We start from the raw sequence: 17,031 nt of genomic DNA on the forward strand, positions 1-17,031 counted from the left end.
GGCGCAAAATGGGGCGGCAGCGCTTGATCCGCCTGCCCGTTCAGCTATCAATATGGAAGCATCCTGTCGTGTCCAGTCCTCGCATCCCCCTGCTCGTTCTCAACCACCTGTCCCCGCAGAGCCAGGCCCAGATCGCGGCCCTTTACGACCTGCACTACGCCCCCACGGCGGCGGACCGCACCGCGGCCATCGTGACCCAGGGCGGGCGGTTCCGGGCGGTGCTCACCATTGGCTCACTGGGCCTGAGCGCCCAGGAGATCGAGGCCATGCCGGCGCTGGAGCTGGTCTGCGTGCTGGGTGCCGGCTATGAGAACGTGGACCTGGCCGCGGCCCGCGCCCGCGGCATCGTGGTGGCCTCGGGCGCCGGAACCAACGACGACTGCGTGGCCGATCACGCCTTCGGCCTGCTGATCGGCGCGGTGCGCGGCCTGCGCCCGCTCGACCGCCTGTGCCGCGAAGGCGTGTGGCGCGACGCCATCGGCCTGCCGCCCAACGTGTCGGGCAAGCGCCTGGGCATCTTCGGCCTGGGCACCATCGGCCAGAAGATCGCGCGCCGCGCTTCGGGCTTCGACATGGCCGTGGGTTACCACAACCGCAAGCCGCGCGACGGCGTGGCCTACGAGTACTTCGGCAGCCTGCTGGAACTGGCGAAATGGTGCGACGTGCTGGTGTGCGCCACGCCGGGCGGCGCGGCCACGCGCCATGCCGTCAATGCCGAGGTGCTGCAGGCGCTGGGCCCGCTGGGCTACCTGGTGAACATCGCCCGGGGCAGCGTGGTGGACACCGAGGCGCTGGCCTCGGCCCTGCGCGTGGGCGGCATCGCCGGCGCGGGGCTCGACGTCTACGAAAGCGAGCCGCACCCGCCCGAGGCGCTGATCGGGCTGGACAACGTGCTGCTCACGCCGCACGTGGCGGGCTGGTCACCCGAGGCCGTGCAGGCCAGCGTGAACCAGTTCCTGGCCAACGCCGGCGGGCACTTCGCGGGCACCGGGGTCGTGGCGCCGGTGTGAGCCGCTTGGCCGGCCCTTCGGGGCCCGCCACCGCTTGGTTTCAAAGGTCGGTGCGCAGCTTCCAAATCTCGGGGAACAGCACCACGTCCAGCATCTTGCGCAGGTAGCTCACGCCGCCCGTGCCGCCGGTGCCGCGCTTGAAGCCGATCACGCGCTCCACCGTGGTCACGTGGCGAAAGCGCCAGAGCCGGAAGGCGTCTTCCAGGTCGGTCAGTTCTTCGCCCAGCTGGTACAGGTCCCAATGCTGCCGCGGGTCGCGGTACACCACCAGCCAGGCCTGCTCCACGGCATCGCTTTCCTCGTAGGGCTGGGTCCAGTCGCGGGCGGTGTGGCTGTCCGGCACCGGGATGCCGCGGCGCGCCAGCAGGCGCAGGGCCTCGTCGTAGAGCGAGGGCGCCTCGTAGGCGGCCTGCACCTGGGCCAGCAGGTCGGCGCGGTGCTCGTGCGGGCGGAGCATGGCGCGGTTCTTGTTGCCCAGCGCGAATTCGATGCTGCGGTACTGGTAGCTCTGGAACCCGCTGGAGCTGCCCAGGTAGGGCCGCATGGCGCTGTACTCGGGCGGCGTCATGGTGGCCAGCACGTCCCAGGCGTGCACCAACTGCTCCATGATCTTGGACACGCGCGCCAGCATCTTGAAGGCCGGCTGCAGCTCGTCCTGCGCCACCAGCGCGATGGCCGCGCGCAGTTCGTGCAGCATGAGCTTCATCCACAGCTCGCTGGTCTGGTGCTGCACGATGAACAGCATTTCATCGTGCGCCGGCGAGCGGGGGTTCTGCGCGGTGAGGATGGCATCGAGCGACAAATAGTCGCCGTAGCTCATGCTCTGGCTGAAGTCGAGCTGGGCCCGCTCTTCGTGCACGATGGATTCGGGCTTGCCTGCGGTCGCTTCGCTGCCGGCGGGCGCGGGGGATTGGGAATGGGGGCACATGGCTCAGGTCACCGCGTTGATCTGGTTGAACTCGGCGCGCTGCCACTCGGCGCCGTCGAGCACCTGGCGCAGGTGTTCGACCGCATTCCACACGTCTTCGAAGCCGATGTACAGCGGCGTGAAGCCGAAGCGCAGGATGTCCTTGTGCGGGCCCTGGCCGCCGTCGCCCTTGCGGAAGTCGCCGATCACCCCGCGCGCGATGAGCGCCTGCACGATCGCATAAGCCCCGCTGCCCTGGCCGTGGAGGCCCTGGCCTTCGTCCCGCGTGAGGCACACCTGCGAGCCGCGCCGGGCGTGTTCGCGCGGGGTCGCCAGGCCCAGACCATGGTCGCCGCAACGCGCTTGCACCAGCTGGATGAACAGGTCCGTCAGCGCCAGCGATTTGGCGCGCAGCGCGGCCATGCCGCCCAGCGGCTGTGCCGCATCGAACACATCCAGGCCGCATTGCAGGGCCGACAGGCTGATGATGGGCTGCGTGCCGCACAGGTAGCGCGTGATGCCGGGCGCGGGCTGGTAGCCGGGCGTGAACTGGAACGGCGCCGCATGGCCCCACCAGCCGGACAGGGGCTGCCAGAAACGGTCGGCATGGCGCGGGTGCACCCACACGAAGGCCGGGGCGCCGGGGCCGCCGTTCAGGTACTTGTAGCCGCAGCCGATGGAAAAGTCGGCATCGGCGCCCTGCAGGTCGACCGGCACCGCGCCGGCGCTGTGCGCCAGGTCCCACACCGTGAGGATGCCGGCCGCATGCGCCGCCGCCGTGAGGGCCGCCATGTCGTGCATGGCGCCGGTGCGGTAGTTCACGTGGGTGAGCATCAGCACCGCCACCTCGCCGGTGAGCGAGGCGGCGATCTCCTCGGGCTCCACCAGCACCAGTTCCAGGCCGCGCTCCTTGCACAGCCCTTCGGCGATGTAGAGGTCGGTGGGGAAGTTGCTGCGCTCGCTCACCACGCGCCGGCGGGCCGGGCTCTCTTCACGGGCGATGTTGAGTGCCGCGCTCAGCACCTTGTAGAGGTTGATGGACGTGCTGTCGGTGCACACGACCTCGCCGGCACCGGCGCCGATGAACGGCGCGAGCTGGTTGCCCAGGCGCTGGGGCAGGTCGAACCAGCTGGCCGTGTTCCACGAACGGATCAGGTCCGTGCCCCACTCGCGCGTCACCACGTCGGCCACACGGGCCGCCGTGGCTTGGGGCAGCACGCCGAGCGAATTGCCGTCCAGGTAGATGACGCCGGGGGGAAGGTCGAAGTGCGCGCGCAGCGGGGCCAGGGGGTCCTGCGCATCGAGTGCGCGGCAGTCTTGCAAGGTGGTCATGGAAAGCTCGGTTTAATCAAAAATGATAGTAATCAGGACAATGAAATCAACGGCATGGGCGCAATATGGCCCTGACCGGCGAGGCGTCGGCCGTAGTGAGCTTCAAAGGCAGGGCGATGAGCTCGTAGTCGCCCTCCGGCACCTCGTCGAGCACCAGGTTCTCCAGCACCCGCAGGCCGCGGCGGCGGATCACCTGGTGGCTGTCCAGCGTCTTGCTGTCGGCCGGGTCGATGCTGGCGGTGTCGATGCCCACCAGCACCACGCCCAGATCCGCCAGCCGCTCGATGGTGCCGGGCGCGTAGGCGGCCAGGGCCCCGTCCCAGCGATCGACCGGCATGCGCTGGTAGGTGCGCACCAGCACCCGCGGCGGCAGGTCCTGCACGGCGTGGGCCAGGTGCGCCCATTCGATGAGCGGCCCCGCGCCGATGGCATGGATCACGCGGCAGGGGCCGATGAAGGCGTCCAGCGGCACCTCGCCGATGGAAGCGCCGTCCGGGTCGTAGTGCAGCGGGGCATCGGCATGCGAGCCGACATGGGGCGACAGCGTGATGGCGCTCACGTTCACCGGGCAGCCGGGCCCGATGGTGGCGCACCACTGCTGCGTGTAGGCCGTGTCGCCGGGGAAGACCGGCGTGGCGGCATGCACCGGTGCCGAAATGTCCCACAGCCGGGGTGAATTCGTGTTCATGGGGCGCATGCTATGCGCATCGGGGGTGATTTCCCAAGGGGTTATCCTCTGTACTGGTAAAAATTGAATAATCCATTCTTTTAAACCCGAAAACAGAACAAATCATGCAGGCCGCCTCCCTTGATCGCACCGACAAGCAATTGCTCGAAGCCCTGCAGGGCAATGCCCGCCTCACCTCGGGCGAACTGGCGCAGATGGCACACCTGTCCCAGTCGCCGTGCTGGCGGCGCGTGAAGCGGCTGGAAGACGACGGCGTCATCAGCGGCTACCATGCGGGCCTCAACCGGCGCGCGCTGGGGTTCGGGGTGATGGCGTTCGTGATGGTGGGCATCGACCACCAGACCGAGATCTCGTCCCAGGCCTTCGAGGAGGCGGTGTGCGCCATCCCCGAGGTGGTCATGTTCCACGGCATCTCGGGCCCGGAGGACTTCATGCTCGTCGTGGTCGCGAAAGACCTGGACGCCTATTCCGAGCTGCTGCAGCGCCGCCTGCACCGCCTGCCGGGCGTGCGGCACATGCACTCGTATTTTTCGCTGCAGGAGTTCAAGGGCCAGGTCGGCGGCCTGCCCGTGCCGGCGTAGCACCAGCGGCCTGCGCCGCGGCCGATGCGATCCATCCCCAATCAGTGGATCGCGCTGTCCGGCAGTGCCGCCATGCCATGGCGCTGGCGTGCGCGGCGGCAGGCATCGCTGCCCGCCTCGAACTCGCGGCAGGGGGAGGGCCGCCATTCGTAGATGCCGCAGGCGGCGCGCACGCCGACGGTGCCGGTGAGCGCGGCGCAGCGCAGCGCGGCGACGCGTGGTCGGTGCCACGCATGCGGCGCAACTGGTCGGTCACTTCCACCACCAGGCCCTGCGGCACGCTGCCGCCCGTCTCCTGCGATTCATGCACCGAGAAATCGACACGGAAACTCGCGCAGCACGCGCCGCAGCTCAGGCAGGGATGGGTCATGGCAGGCGGTGCACATCGGAGCAAAACCCGCATTGTGCGAGCGGGCGCGAACGGGTTGGCCCTGCAGCGCATCGCATCCGGGGCTGATGCGCCTCAAGCCGGCCGAAAGGATGCGGCCTAAAATGAGAACTAAACTCATTCATAACAATCCGATGAAGATGACTGAAGAATCTTCGGGCCCTGCGCTGGCCCCAGGCACTGCCTTGCCCGCCGCCACGGGCCTGGACCGCCTCCCGCGGCAGGTGCACGCCCATGTGACGGCGCTGCAGCCGGCCCGCAACGAACAGGAACGCGCGGTGATCCAGCGCCTCATGGAAATCGGCTTCCTGCCCGGCGAGCCTGTGCGCGTGGTGGCCAGCGGCTTCCCCGGCGGCGATCCCCTGGCCGTGCGCGTGGGCCAGGCCACCTTCGCTCTGCGCCGCCACGAGGCCGCGCTGGTGCATGTGCAGGCCGGAGCGCCCGCATGAGCGGGGCCGCTACGTCGCCCCTGCGCATCGCGCTACTGGGCAATCCCAACTGCGGCAAGACCGCGCTGTTCAACCTGCTCACCGGCGCCCGCCAGAAGGTGGCCAACTACGCCGGCGTGACCGTCGAGCGCAAGGAAGGCCTGCTGCACACCGCCAGCGGCCGCCGCGTGCGCGTGCTGGACCTGCCCGGTGCCTACAGCCTGAACGCCCACAGCGCCGACGAAGCCGTCACGCGCGACATCGTCACCGGCGAGCGGCCCGGCGAGGCCGTGCCCGACCTGCTGGTCTGCGTGACCGATGCCACCCACCTGCGCCTGAACCTGCGCCTGGTGCTGGAGGCCCGCGCGCTGGGCCTGCCGATGGTGCTGGTGCTCAACATGAGCGACATGGCGGCACGCCAGCGCATCGAGATCGACCGCGAAGCGCTGTCGCGCGAACTCGGCATGCCGGTGCTGTCCACCGTGGGCGTGCGCAGCGACGGCGCGCAGGAATTGCTGCAGTGGCTCGACACCCAGGCGCCGCAGGCGCTGGCGGGCACGGCGTCCGTGCACCGGGCGGTGGGCGTGGACCTGCGCGCCCAGGTGCTGCAACTGCACCAGGAAGTGCGCCGCATCATGGCCGCCGCCGTGCGCGAGCCCGCGGTCAGCCTGCGCAACGACGATCGCATCGACGCCGTGGTGCTCCACCCGGTGTGGGGCCTGTTGCTGCTGGCCGTCACGCTGTTCCTCATGTTCCAGGCCGTGTTCAGCTGGGCCGCGATGCCCATGGACGCCATCAAGGCCGGCGTGGACGGGCTGTCGGCCTGGATCAATGCGCACATGGCCGATGGCGTGCTGCGCAGCCTGCTCACCGACGGCATCCTGGCAGGCGCGGGCGGGGTGCTGGTGTTCCTGCCGCAGATCCTGATCTTGTTCTTCTTCATCCTGGCACTGGAAGACTCCGGCTACCTGCCGCGCGCGGCCTTCCTGCTCGACCGCGTCATGGGTACGGTGGGACTGTCGGGGCGGTCGTTCATTCCGCTGCTGTCGAGTTTTGCCTGCGCCGTGCCCGGCGTGATGGCCACGCGTTCGATCACCCACTGGCGCGACCGGCTGGTCACGATCATGATCGCGCCCCTCATGACCTGCTCCGCGCGCCTGCCGGTGTATGCCCTGCTCATCGGCGCGTTCATCCCCGAGCAGACCGTGGGCGGCGTGTTCAACCTGCAGGGCCTGGTGCTGTTCGCGCTGTACTTCGGCGGCATCGTGAGCGCCATGGCCGTGGCGGCGGTCGCCCGCCTCGCGCGCCGGGGCGCCGGCCACGCGCCGCTGCTGATGGAACTGCCCGCCTACCGCTGGCCCAGCGTGCGCAGCCTGGCGCAGGGCCTGTACGAGCGCGCGCTGATCTTCATCCGCCGCGTGGGCGGCATCATCCTGGCCGTCACCATCCTGCTGTGGTTCCTCTCCACCTATCCCGCGCCGCCCGAGGGCGCCACGGGCGCGGCCATCCAGTACAGCTTCGCCGGCCGCATCGGCAGCGTGCTGGAGGTGCTGGTGGCGCCGATCGGCTTCAACTGGCAGATCGCCATCGCTCTGGTGCCCGGCATGGCCGCGCGCGAAGTGGCGGTGGGGGCGCTGGGCACCGTGTATGCCCTCTCGGCCACCGGCGAGGAAGTGGCCACCCAACTGGGGCCGCTGATCGCCCAGAGCTGGTCGCTGGCCACAGCGCTGTCGCTGCTGGCGTGGTTCGTGTTCGCTCCGCAGTGCATCTCGACCATCGCCGCCGTGCGCCGCGAGACCAACAGCTGGCGCTATCCGCTGCTGATGACCGGCTACCTGTTCGCGCTGGCGTACGCCGCCAGCTTCATCACGTATCGCCTGGCCCTGGCGCTGGGAGGAGGCTGAGCCCATGGCCCAGGAAATCATCGTCGGCGTGATCGTCGCTCTCGCCGTGGCCTACATGGTGTGGAAGTGGATGCCCGCCCGCTGGCGCGCCCGCCTGGACCGCGTGCATCCGGCGTTGGCGCAGTCGACCAGCTGCGGAGGCTGCAGCAGCTGCGATTCGGGTGGCTGCGGAACGGGCGGCGGTGCGGTCGGGCAGGAGCAGGTCGTGCAGATGCCGGGCAGCCGATCTTCGGTGCCGAAGTAGGGCGGGCATCGGCGGAACGCCCCCATATTTCATGGCTGGCGCAGAGGGTTTTCCGGCTCCTTTCCCATCAGTGCCTTGTCGCGTCGGCAGGTCTCCAGGGGCAACGCACGCCACGATACGATTCGGGTCACTTCCTTCGTATCGGCGCGCGTGCTGCTGTCGAGGCAAGCGCAACCGTATCCTGCGCTGCCCGATCCGGTTGCCACCCACCTGTTTTGGGGAAAAACGGGCCAGTCACCTTCGGCTTGGTAGCCGCCCTGCATTCCCACCGTCCATTCCCCCGCTTTGTCCATGAGCGTTGCATTTCCGGGTGTCGGCTGATCGAACCAACCACAGCGGGTGGCCGTGGCCTGTGGCGCTGCGGTTGCAACGTTGCAGGCAATCGCCAATGCAGGCATCGAAATGAAGGCTGCGATTTTTGCGTGATGCAAGCGTTTCGGCAGGCAAATGGTCATGGTGTGATGGTGATGGCAGCCCCGGTCCGATGCGCTTTTCTGGCAAGCCATTCGAAGGAATGCTTTGGTGCGTTAGACCTCCAGACCGACTCAGGGCCGGGCCGGCTTGCGGGCATCGAATGGAAAGCTGCTTTCCAGGATGTCGGTGCAGGCTTCGCACCGCAGAAAGTAGGTCGTTCCCCGGGCCGTGATCGCGCCCCACCCCGTCCAGTTGTCGATGGAGACTTTGGCGGTTCGGCCATCCTGGAATAGCACCCTGGCCTGTGCGTTGCAATCGCCGGTCTGCAGTTCCTGGCTGTATTGATACTCGCTGCGGAACCGGGCATTCGCCAAAAAGAAGCGCACCCTTTTCTCGTCGATCGCCAGGTGTCCGCAGTCGGCCTCCGCGCCGAAACCCTTGGCAGTGCGGTCCTGCACCACGACTGACTTGATCGGGCCGAGACGGTATTTCTTGGGCTGGAGCGTCTTGTCGAAATCGCTCGTGGGGGAGGCGAACGAAGCGATGCCTGCGCCTGCAAAAAGGGCAGAAGCAAGGAAGTGCTTGATGGTCATTGCCATGTCGCCGTGGCAGCTTCCGTAGCATTTTTCCGGCTCACCTCAGGATGACGATGCACCTCGGCTTTCGAGATGTGCAGTGTTTCGGAAAGCGCATCGATCAGGTATTGAAGGGCGACCTGCTGGTGGTTGGTCAGCGCCTCATAAACCGCGTTGTTTCCTAAAAACGCGCGCTGTTGCTCCGTGCTCAATCCTGCAGGCATTTTGATTCCAGGCGGCAGTGAAGCCATGCCTACGATTTCAATACCGATGCTGTCTGCGTTGGACGGATAGCGTCCTGGAACCACTTTGGTCATTTCCGCTTTGTGCATAGTGGTTGGACTGGCTTTTTTGTATTGGGCGATCTCGGCAGGACTGCATCGGAGTTCGGCCAAGCAGCGCGCTTTCAGCGGACCTACGTGGTTTGTTCGACGAAGAATCGAGGCCGTCTGATAAATGGATCCCTCTTTGCTTATCAAAAAGTGCGCACCGTTTGCGTTGGCGCTTCGATAACTATTGAACGTCGAGTTCTCTGTTGGGGATCCTGTTTGATGGACGATGATTCCAGAGACCTTGTTCATTTCTGATCGTTCGATCGATGAGAACCTGCGTGCCTTGATTTTCGAGTTTCCGCTGACCATCCCTTGAGCATCGATATTGAGCATGTTTCCTCCTGGCGGAATGGTAGTGGAACTGCAAGGACTTCATTCTGATTTGCGACGCCAGATTTGGACTCAATGTGTAAGCGTAAGCAAACGGACTCGCGTCACACAAATCATTCGCCGAACAGCACATCCCGCCCGAGCGCCGCAACGGCCTGCTGGAGATTGGCACGTGCCTGTGCTTCGCGTTGCGCCCTGAACCAGGGGGTCGCGTAGACGTGTGGCCGATCCATGAACGACCGCAGCACCGCGGTGCGCCCCGCCACGTAGCGCGGCCAGCGCACGAACCGGTATTCGCGCCGCACGTTGCGCTCGAATTCGCCATACACCTCGGGCGGGGCGCCCAGCACGGCGAGATCGATGTCCACTACCCAGCACGCGTCGCCCTCCAGTGGCGCATCGGGGGTGTGGCGCGTGTCCATGATGTGGCGCTCCACCGTCTGCACCAGGCCCTCGGGCAACCGCTGGGACAGCAGGAACCGACGCGCCCATTGCGCGCTGCGTTCTTCGTTGTGCCCGCTCCAGGGCCAGTAGATCGCGTCGTGGAACCACAGGGCCAGTTCGACCGCGTGCGGCTGCTGCAGGGCCGTCGGTTGGGCGGCCTGCATGGCCTCCAGGTGCAGGAGGCAGGCGTGCAGGTGGCGGGTGTCGTGGTAGGCGCGGGGCCAGCGGCTCCAGTGGCGCAGCAGGCGTCGGCACTCGGCGGTCCATGCGGGGCCGGCACGCTCCAGCGCGGTGCCCAGGGCCTCCCAGCGCGCCAGCAGTTCACCTTGGCTGGACTTCATGCGGCAGCGGCTGGGGCGGAGGAGGGCGTGGCGATTTCGGCGATCAGCTGGTGATGCGGCCGAGCAGCAGGTATTCCATGAGTGCCTTCTGCGCATGCATGCGGTTTTCGGCCTCGTCCCACACCACGGACTGCGGGCCGTCGATCACGTCGGCCTCGACTTCCTCGCCACGGTGGGCGGGCAGGCAGTGCATGAACAGGGCGTCTGGCTTGGCCGCCGCCATCATTTCGGCATCGACGCACCAGTCGGCAAAGGCCTTCTTGCGCTCTTCGTTCTCGGCCTCGTAGCCCATGCTGGTCCACACGTCGGTGGTCACCAGGTCGGCGCCGGCACAGGCTTCGAGCGGGTTGCTATAAAATTTATAGCTATCTGCCCTAGAACCATTTGCGCCGAGGGCCAATTTCTCATTGATTTCGTAGCCGCGCGGTGTGCTCACGTGGACGGTGAAGCCCAGCAGCTCGGCCGCCTGCAGCCAAGTGTTGGCCATGTTGTTGCCATCGCCCACCCAGGCCACGGTCTTGCCCCGGATGGTGCCGCGGTGCTCGATGTACGTGAAGATGTCCGCGAGGATCTGGCAAGGGTGGAACTCGTTCGTCAGCCCGTTGATGACCGGCACGCGGGAGTGGGCGGCGAAGGCCTCGATCTTGGTCTGCTCGTAGGTGCGGATCATCACCAAGTCCACCATGCGGCTGATGACCTTCGCGCTGTCCTCGATGGGCTCGGCGCGGCCCAGCTGGCTGTCGCCGGTGGTCAGGTGCACCACGCTGCCGCCCAGCTGGTACATGCCGGCCTCAAAGCTCACGCGGGTGCGCGTGCTGGCCTTCTCGAAGATCATGGCCAGTGTGCGGTCGGTCAGCGGGTGGTGCTTCTCGTAGCTCTTGAACTTGCCCTTGATGACGGCCGCGCGGCTGAACAGGTAGGCGTACTCGTCGGCGGTGAGATCGTTGAATTGCAGGTAATGCTTCATAACGGAACGTTCATTCGGCGAGCAGCGCCTTGACCAGGGGAACCAGCAGGGCCACGATTTCGTCGGCCTCGGCCTGGGTGAGGATGAGCGACGGCACCATGCGGATCACGGTGTCGGCCGTCACGGACAGCAGCAGGCCGGCTTCCATCGCGCGGCCCATGAGCGCGCCGCAGGGCTTGGTCAGTTCCACGCCGAGCATCAGGCCCTGGCCGCGGATTTCCTTCACGCCGGGCAGGCCGCCCAGCTCGCGCTCCAGCGCGGCCTTCAGGTGCGCGCCCACGACGGCGGCGTTCTGCAGCAGGCCGTCCTCTTCCATGATGCGGATGGTTTCCACGCCGGCACGCATGGCCAGCGGGTTGCCGCCGAAGGTGGTGCCGTGGTTGCCGGGTGCGAAGATATTCGCGGCCTTGGGGCCGGCCACGACGGCGCCGATCGGCACGCCCGAGCCCAGGCCCTTGGCCAGGGGCATCACGTCCGGCACGATGCCGGCCCACTGGTGCGCGAACCACTTGCCGGTGCGGCCCATGCCGCACTGCACCTCGTCGATCATCATGAGCCAGTCGCGCTCGTCGCAGAGCTTGCGCAACTGCTGCAGGTAGTCGATGCGCATGGGGTTCACGCCGCCTTCGCCCTGGATGGTCTCGAAGAACACGGCCACCACGTTCGGGTTGCCTTCGGTGGCTTGCCGGATGGCGTCGATGTCGTTCATCGGCACGCGGATGAAGCCCTCCACCAGCGGGCCGAACCCGGCCTGCACCTTGGGGTTGCCGGTGGCCGACAGCGTGGCGATCGAGCGGCCGTGGAAGGCTTTTTCGTAGACCACGACCACAGGCTTGTCGATGCCCTTGTCGTGGCCGAACTTGCGGGCCAGCTTCAGCGCGGCTTCGTTGGCTTCGAGCCCCGAGTTGCAGAAGAAGACGTTGGTCATGCCCGAGCGCTCGACCAGTTGGGCGGCCAGTTGCTCCTGCAGGGGCACGTGGTAGTAGTTGGAGCTGTGGATCAGCTTGGCGATCTGCTCCTGCAGCGCGGGCACCAGCTTGGGGTGGTTGTGGCCCACCGTGTTGACCGCGATGCCGCCGAGCGCGTCGATATATTGCTTGCCGTCCACATCCCATACGCGCACGCCCTGGCCACGTTCCAGCGCGATCGGCAGGCGGCCGTAGGTGTTCATCACGTGGGGCGAGGCGGCCGGGGCGGAAGCGGTCATGCGGAAATCTCCAGAGAAGGGCAGTGCGAAAGGGGGAGGGGGCTGAGCCGGCTCGTGGCCGGCAAAACGAAGCACGATTCTAGGGGCAGGGCTTTGCATGGCTGTTGACGATTGCGCATCACAGCCATGCGCCGTCCAGCGCCGATCCAGGGGTCTTTGGATGGGTTAGCTCTTATATAAGAGTTAGAATGCCGGCCTGTGGCGCGCCATGCGGCGATCCTGCGGCGACTTCCCCCCAACGACCCCCGATCCTGATGGTTTCCCCCACCTCCAAAGAAGTTTTCATCCAGGGCATCACCCTTGACGGGAAAACCTTCCGCCCCAGCGATTGGGCGGAGCGCCTGGCGGGGGTGATGAGCCAGTTCCGCCCCGGTGGCGCCCGCCCCGGTAGCCACCTGAGCTATTCGCCCTGGTGCGTGCCCACCACGCTCAATGGCATCAAGTGCGTGATCGTGCACCGCGACCTGCAGGGCCACGAACCCATGGCCTGGGATTTCGTCATGAACTTCGCGCGCGACAACCAGTTGCAGGTGGCCGAGGCCTGCCTTCTGCCCGACCAGGCGCCTGACACCGCCCGCAAAGGCTGAGGGCGCCATGTCGCAGCGCTTTGGCGCTGGCGGCGCGAACGAATGAATGGCCAAAGCCCCTTCGGGGGCTTTTTTCATGGGCGTCGGAAGACGGGCTGGCGAGCGCCTCCCGATCCGCGATTTCGAGGCCCGACCCAATCCGAGCCGACCCACCGCAGATGATCTGCGCCGCCATGAAAAAGCCCCGCACTGCGGCGTCGCAGTAGCGGGGCGATCAGGCGCGGCCGCGGCCGCGCAGGTGGGGCGCCGGCGTCAGAGCGCCTGCATTTCCTTGTTCGTCTTGGGGCCTGCGGCCTCCGGCGCCTTGGGCTGCGCGGGCGCTGCGCCGGCCGGCGTTGCCGCCGTCTTGCCCAGAGTGGCCGGCACGTCCAGGTAGGGCAGGTGCAGGGCGCTGCTGGTCATGCGGCGGATCTCGTTGGTCAGGGCCGGGTCTTCATTGAGCTTGCGGCCGTAGGAAGGAATGATCTCCTTCAGGCGCGCCTTCCAGCCGGTGTCCGTCATCTGCTGGGGGAAGGCCTTGGCCATCAGGTTCAGCATGATGTGCGGGGCGGTGGAGGCACCGGGCGATGCGCCCATCAGGGCGGCGATGGTGCCGTCCTTGTCGGACACGATCTCGGTGCCGAACTGCAGCACCGCGCCTTCCTTGGGGTCGCGCTTGATGACCTGAACGCGCTGGCCCGCGGTGATGAGCTTCCAGTCTTCGCGCTTGGCGTTCGGGAAGTAATCCTGCAGCGCGCGCTGGCGGTCGTCGTCGGTCAGTTCGGCCTGTTGCAGCAGGTATTTGACCAGGTCCAGGTTGTGGATGCCCACGCGCAGCATGCCCACCAGGTTGTCGTGCGTGACGGACGAAAACAGGTCGAACCAGGAGCCCTGCTTGAGGAACTTGCTGGTGGCCAGCGCGAACGGTCCGAACAGCACGACGGGCTGGCCGTCCATGTTGCGGGCGTCGAGGTGGGGCACCGACATCGGGGGCGAACCCGTGGCGGCCTTGCCGTAGGCCTTCACCGTGTGGCGGGCGGTCAGGGCGGCGTTCTCGATGGACAGGAACTGGCCGCCGACTGGAAAGCCCGCATAGTCCTTCGATTCGGGAATGCCCGAGGCCTGCAGCAACTGCAGCGCGGCGCCGCCGGCACCCACGAAGACGAACTTGGCCTTGACGGTCCGTTCTTTGCCGCCGTCGCCCAGGTGGGCCACGGTCACGTTCCAGGTCTTGTCGTCGTTCTGGCGCAGCGCGCGCACTTCGTTTTGCAGGTGCAGCTGGAAGTTGGGGCTCTTGCGCAGGCCCTGGACCAGCTGGCTGGTCACGGCGCCGTAGTTGACGTCGGTGCCCAGGGGCATGAAGGTGGCGGCCACCTTCTGCTTGGGGTCGCGCCCTTCGATCATCAGGGGCGCCCACTTCTGGATCTGCGCCTGGTCTTCCGAGTACTCCATGCCGTAGAACAGGGGGTTCTTGATCAGAGCCTCGCGGCGCTTGCGCAGGTATTCGATGTTTTCGTCACCCCAGACGAAGCTCATGTGCGGCGTCGGGTTCACGAAGGTTTCGGGCGACTGCATGTTGCCGCAGCCGATCTGGTGCGCCCAGAATTGGCGCGACACCTCAAACTGCTCGGCGATGCCGACGGCGCGCTTGGTCTCGATCGTGCCATCGGGCAGCTCGGGCGTGTAGTTCAGTTCCGCGAAGCCCGAGTGGCCCGTGCCCGCGTTGTTCCAGCCATTGGAGCTTTCCAGCGCCACGCCGTCCAGGCGCTCGAACACCTCGATCTTCCAGTCCGGCTGCAGCTCCTGCAGGTAGGTAGGTGGCGAGCGTGGCGCTCATCAAGCCCGCGCCCACCATCACGACGTCGACGGGCTGGTCGTTCTCGGCAGGAGGAACGGAGCGGGGAAAGAGCGGCCAGTACAGGAACAGTACGGCCGCAAGGATCAGCACCACAACGGCGCCGAACAATGCTTTGATCGACTTTCTCATAGATTTGGTTGGACTGATTGCAATTGAAAAAGCCTGCGCGGACTCGGCAGGCTTTCACGCGTATCAAAAATTGAAGCTCCCTGACATCGGGAATTGTCCCATTAAGTAAATACCCTGACAAACATCAAAGTTTCACGAAATCGGCCGATGAGAATCAGGCTCACCAGCCGCAAACCCACATGGATATTGGGTTGGCCGTGTTTTGGGCACAAAAAAACCGCCCGAAGGCGGTTCTTTCGTTTTGCTGACAGCGCACCCGTTACAAACGGCGGACGGCAGGGCCGTCCGGGCTGTTTGCCTGAAAGGTCAGGCGGCCAGGGCCAGGGTTTTCACCTTGGCGGACAGGCGGCTCTTGTCGCGAGCGGCCTTGTTCTTGTGGAAGATGCCCTTGTCGGCGATGGTGTCGACGACGGCTTGCATCTTCGCAAACAGTTCGGTGGCCTTGGTCTTGTCGCCGGCCAGGACGGCCTTCTCGACATTCTTGACCGCGGTACGGTACTTGGAGCGCAGCGAGGTGTTCGCGGCGTTCAGCTTGACGTCCTGGCGGACGCGCTTGCGGCCGGAGGCGAGACGGGGGTTCTTTTTCTTGGGCTTGGCAGATGCCATGGTAAATTTTCCTTAAGTGTCTGAGGATGATGTCAGCAAAGCCCGCGATTATAGCCCAGCGACTTGGGCGGGGCCGCAGGGTCGCTTCGACGCAGGCAGGCGGCTCCCTTCGGTGAGGTCCGAGGGGCAGGCATTCCGCGGACCGGTGCCGGCCGCGGCGCAGCGCATACACTCGCGGCCGTGTCCCTGTTCAAAGCCGCCTCCACCGTTTCCCTGCTGACCCTGGCCTCCCGCGTGACGGGCCTGGTGCGCGATCTGCTGATGGCCTCGCTGTTCGGGGCCAATGCGCTCACCGATGCCTTCAACGTCGCTTTCCGCATTCCCAACCTGTTTCGCCGGCTGTTCGCCGAAGGGGCCTTCAGCCAGGCCTTCGTGCCCGTGCTCGCGGCGCACAAGGCCCAGCACGGCGACGAGGCCACGCGCCGGCTCATCGCCAGCGTGGCGACGGTGCTGTTCTGGGTGCTGCTGCTGACCTGCGTGCTGGGCGTGCTGGGGGCGCCGCTGCTGGTGTGGCTGCTCGCCAGCGGCCTGCGCCAGAGCGCCGGCGGGTTCGATGCCGCCGTGGTCATGACGCGCTGGATGTTCCCTTACATCGGCTTCATGTCGCTGGTGGCGCTCTCGGCCGGCGTGCTCAACACCTGGAAGCGCTTTGCCGTGCCGGCGGCCACGCCGGTGCTGCTCAACGTCTGCATGATCGCCGCCGCCTGGCTGGGCGCGCCGCAGCTGGCTGCCCGCGGCATCGAGCCCATCTATGCCATGGCCGGCGGCGTGATGCTGGGCGGCATCACGCAACTGGCGGTGCAACTGCCCGCGCTGTTCCGGCTGGGCCTGCTGCCGCGCATCGGGCTCACCCCCGGGGCCATTCGCACGGCGTGGCACGACCCGGGCGTGCGCCGCATCCTCACGTTGATGGGCCCGGCGTTGCTGGGCGTGGGCGTGGCGCAGATCTCGCTCATGATCAACACGCAGATCGCCTCGTACCTCGCGCCGGGCAGCGTGACCTGGCTGTTCTACGCCGACCGGCTCATGGAGTTCCCCACCTCGCTGCTGGGCGTGGCGCTGGGCGTGGTGCTGACGCCGCAGTTGGCGGCCGCCAAGGCGGCTGGCGATGCCGCCCGCTACTCGTCCATGCTCGACTGGGGGCTGCGCATCGTCGTGGTGCTGTCCGTGCCGTGCGCGGTGGGCCTGCTCACCTTTGCCGAGCCTCTGGTGGCCACGTTGTTCCACCATGGCGCGCTGCAGGACAGCGACGTCGGCCAGATCGCCCTGGCCCTGGCCGGCTACGGTGCGGGGCTGCTGGGCCTGGTGGCGATCAAGGTGCTGGCGCCCGGCTACTACGCCAGCCAGGACATCCGCACGCCGGTGCGCATCGCCATCGTGGTGCTGGTGGTCACGCAGCTCTTGAACGCCGCGCTGGTGCCGCTGATCGACCATGCGGGCCTTGCGCTGTCTATTGGCCTCGGGGCGCTGATCAATGCGTTGTGGCTGCTGATCGGCCTGCTGCGGCGCGGCACCTACCAGCCCCAACCCGGATGGGCCCGGCTGGCGCTGCAGGTGGTGGCCGCCAGCGCCCTGCTGGCGGTGCTGCTGATGTGGGGATCGCGCCATTTCGACTGGCTGGCCCTGCGGGCGCACGAGGGGCAGCGCGCCGGGCTCCTGGCCCTGCTGATGGGCGGCGCGGCACTGCTGTATTTCGGGGCGCTCTGGGCAGCGGGCCTCAAGCTGCGCGAACTGCTGCGCCGCTGACCGCCTTCGCGCCGGGTTTCGTCCCTTCGGAACC

18 protein-coding genes and 2 pseudogenes are annotated in these 17,031 nt (G+C 66.9%); 8 read left to right on the top strand and 12 right to left on the bottom strand.

The window, feature by feature from the left end; all coding sequences use genetic code 11:
- Positions 1 to 8: 8 nt before the first annotated feature.
- On the top strand, positions 9 to 1,010 hold the full coding sequence (locus M5C96_RS05815) for a 2-hydroxyacid dehydrogenase (protein WP_272567814.1): 1,002 nt from the start codon (positions 9 to 11) through the stop codon (positions 1,008 to 1,010).
- A gap of 40 nt (positions 1,011 to 1,050) precedes the next feature.
- On the opposite strand, the gene kynA is transcribed toward M5C96_RS05815, so the two are convergent.
- The 3 genes from kynA to kynB are packed head-to-tail and all read right to left on the bottom strand — an operon-like array spanning position 1,051 to position 3,937.
- On the bottom strand, positions 1,051 to 1,938 hold the full coding sequence (gene kynA, locus M5C96_RS05820) for a tryptophan 2,3-dioxygenase (protein WP_272567816.1): 888 nt from the start codon (positions 1,936 to 1,938) through the stop codon (positions 1,051 to 1,053).
- Between the two features lie 3 nt (positions 1,939 to 1,941).
- Positions 1,942 to 3,249, bottom strand: a complete 1,308-nt coding sequence (kynU, locus tag M5C96_RS05825; RefSeq protein WP_272567818.1) for a kynureninase — start codon at positions 3,247 to 3,249, stop codon at positions 1,942 to 1,944.
- A gap of 46 nt (positions 3,250 to 3,295) precedes the next feature.
- Positions 3,296 to 3,937: an arylformamidase gene (kynB, locus tag M5C96_RS05830; protein WP_284424317.1), complete on the bottom strand. Its 642-nt coding sequence runs from the start codon at positions 3,935 to 3,937 to the stop codon at positions 3,296 to 3,298.
- Between the two features lie 104 nt (positions 3,938 to 4,041).
- On the opposite strand from kynB, the gene M5C96_RS05835 reads away from it, so the two are divergent.
- Positions 4,042 to 4,518 (top strand): Lrp/AsnC family transcriptional regulator, encoded by a 477-nt coding sequence (locus M5C96_RS05835; protein ID WP_272551503.1) that lies wholly within the window; start codon positions 4,042 to 4,044, stop codon positions 4,516 to 4,518.
- Positions 4,519 to 4,559: 41 nt separating this feature from the next.
- Here the strand turns inward: M5C96_RS05835 and M5C96_RS05840 are convergent.
- Positions 4,560 to 4,888, bottom strand: a pseudogene (locus tag M5C96_RS05840) (YkgJ family cysteine cluster protein).
- Between the two features lie 152 nt (positions 4,889 to 5,040).
- Here M5C96_RS05840 and M5C96_RS05845 point away from each other — a divergent pair.
- Genes M5C96_RS05845 through M5C96_RS05855 form a run of 3 tightly spaced genes read left to right on the top strand, consistent with a single transcriptional unit; the run spans position 5,041 to position 7,482 of the window.
- The gene (locus M5C96_RS05845; RefSeq protein WP_272551506.1) at positions 5,041 to 5,355 is read left to right on the top strand and encodes a FeoA family protein; all 315 of its coding nucleotides are present in this window, start codon (positions 5,041 to 5,043) and stop codon (positions 5,353 to 5,355) included.
- On the top strand, positions 5,352 to 7,238 hold the full coding sequence (feoB, locus tag M5C96_RS05850; RefSeq protein ID WP_272567822.1) for a ferrous iron transporter B: 1,887 nt from the start codon (positions 5,352 to 5,354) through the stop codon (positions 7,236 to 7,238). The genes M5C96_RS05845 and feoB overlap by 4 nt, the downstream gene beginning before the upstream one ends.
- Before the next feature lie 4 nt (positions 7,239 to 7,242).
- On the top strand, positions 7,243 to 7,482 hold the full coding sequence (locus M5C96_RS05855) for a hypothetical protein (RefSeq protein WP_272567823.1): 240 nt from the start codon (positions 7,243 to 7,245) through the stop codon (positions 7,480 to 7,482).
- A gap of 29 nt (positions 7,483 to 7,511) precedes the next feature.
- Here M5C96_RS05855 and M5C96_RS05860 read toward each other — a convergent pair whose 3' ends face one another.
- From M5C96_RS05860 to M5C96_RS05885, 6 genes are all read right to left on the bottom strand, one after another.
- The gene (locus M5C96_RS05860; RefSeq protein ID WP_272567825.1) at positions 7,512 to 7,937 is read right to left on the bottom strand and encodes a DUF4087 domain-containing protein; all 426 of its coding nucleotides are present in this window, start codon (positions 7,935 to 7,937) and stop codon (positions 7,512 to 7,514) included.
- A gap of 90 nt (positions 7,938 to 8,027) precedes the next feature.
- A complete protein-coding gene (locus M5C96_RS05865) occupies positions 8,028 to 8,489 on the bottom strand; it encodes a hypothetical protein (RefSeq protein ID WP_272567826.1) in 462 nt (153 codons plus the stop codon).
- Positions 8,486 to 9,136: a peptidoglycan recognition protein family protein gene (locus tag M5C96_RS05870; RefSeq protein WP_272567829.1), complete on the bottom strand. Its 651-nt coding sequence runs from the start codon at positions 9,134 to 9,136 to the stop codon at positions 8,486 to 8,488. Before M5C96_RS05870 ends, M5C96_RS05865 begins: the two co-directional genes overlap by 4 nt.
- A 110-nt stretch (positions 9,137 to 9,246) precedes the next feature.
- Positions 9,247 to 9,918 (bottom strand): HD domain-containing protein, encoded by a 672-nt coding sequence (locus tag M5C96_RS05875; protein ID WP_272567830.1) that lies wholly within the window; start codon positions 9,916 to 9,918, stop codon positions 9,247 to 9,249.
- A gap of 43 nt (positions 9,919 to 9,961) precedes the next feature.
- Positions 9,962 to 10,885 carry an ornithine carbamoyltransferase gene (gene argF, locus M5C96_RS05880; protein WP_272567832.1) on the bottom strand — a complete coding sequence of 308 codons (924 nt, stop codon included), beginning with the start codon at positions 10,883 to 10,885 and terminating at the stop codon, positions 9,962 to 9,964.
- 10 nt (positions 10,886 to 10,895) lie between these two features.
- Positions 10,896 to 12,092, bottom strand: a complete 1,197-nt coding sequence (locus tag M5C96_RS05885) for an aspartate aminotransferase family protein (RefSeq protein ID WP_272567833.1) — start codon at positions 12,090 to 12,092, stop codon at positions 10,896 to 10,898.
- A gap of 254 nt (positions 12,093 to 12,346) precedes the next feature.
- Here M5C96_RS05885 and M5C96_RS05890 point away from each other — a divergent pair, with 254 nt between their 5' ends.
- Positions 12,347 to 12,679, top strand: coding sequence for a DUF3579 domain-containing protein (locus M5C96_RS05890; RefSeq protein ID WP_272567835.1), 333 nt, complete (start codon positions 12,347 to 12,349; stop codon positions 12,677 to 12,679).
- A 252-nt stretch (positions 12,680 to 12,931) separates the two neighbouring features.
- Here the strand turns inward: M5C96_RS05890 and mqo are convergent.
- Positions 12,932 to 14,603, bottom strand: a pseudogene (gene mqo / locus M5C96_RS05895) (malate dehydrogenase (quinone)).
- Here mqo and M5C96_RS05900 point away from each other — a divergent pair.
- Positions 14,485 to 14,754: a hypothetical protein gene (locus tag M5C96_RS05900; protein ID WP_272569877.1), complete on the top strand. Its 270-nt coding sequence runs from the start codon at positions 14,485 to 14,487 to the stop codon at positions 14,752 to 14,754. The pseudogene mqo and the gene M5C96_RS05900 sit on opposite strands and share 119 nt — an antisense overlap.
- Positions 14,755 to 14,951: 197 nt before the next feature.
- On the opposite strand, the gene rpsT is transcribed toward M5C96_RS05900, so the two are convergent.
- Positions 14,952 to 15,251: a 30S ribosomal protein S20 gene (gene rpsT / locus M5C96_RS05905; RefSeq protein WP_272551520.1), complete on the bottom strand. Its 300-nt coding sequence runs from the start codon at positions 15,249 to 15,251 to the stop codon at positions 14,952 to 14,954.
- Between the two features lie 180 nt (positions 15,252 to 15,431).
- Between rpsT and murJ the strand changes: the two genes are divergently transcribed.
- Entirely contained in the window at positions 15,432 to 16,997 is a 1,566-nt protein-coding gene (gene murJ / locus M5C96_RS05910; protein ID WP_272567837.1) for a murein biosynthesis integral membrane protein MurJ, read from the top strand.
- Positions 16,998 to 17,031: the final 34 nt, after the last annotated feature.

It is taken from the genome of Acidovorax sp. GBBC 1281 (assembly GCF_028473645.1).
Lineage (GTDB): Bacteria > Pseudomonadota > Gammaproteobacteria > Burkholderiales > Burkholderiaceae_C > Paracidovorax.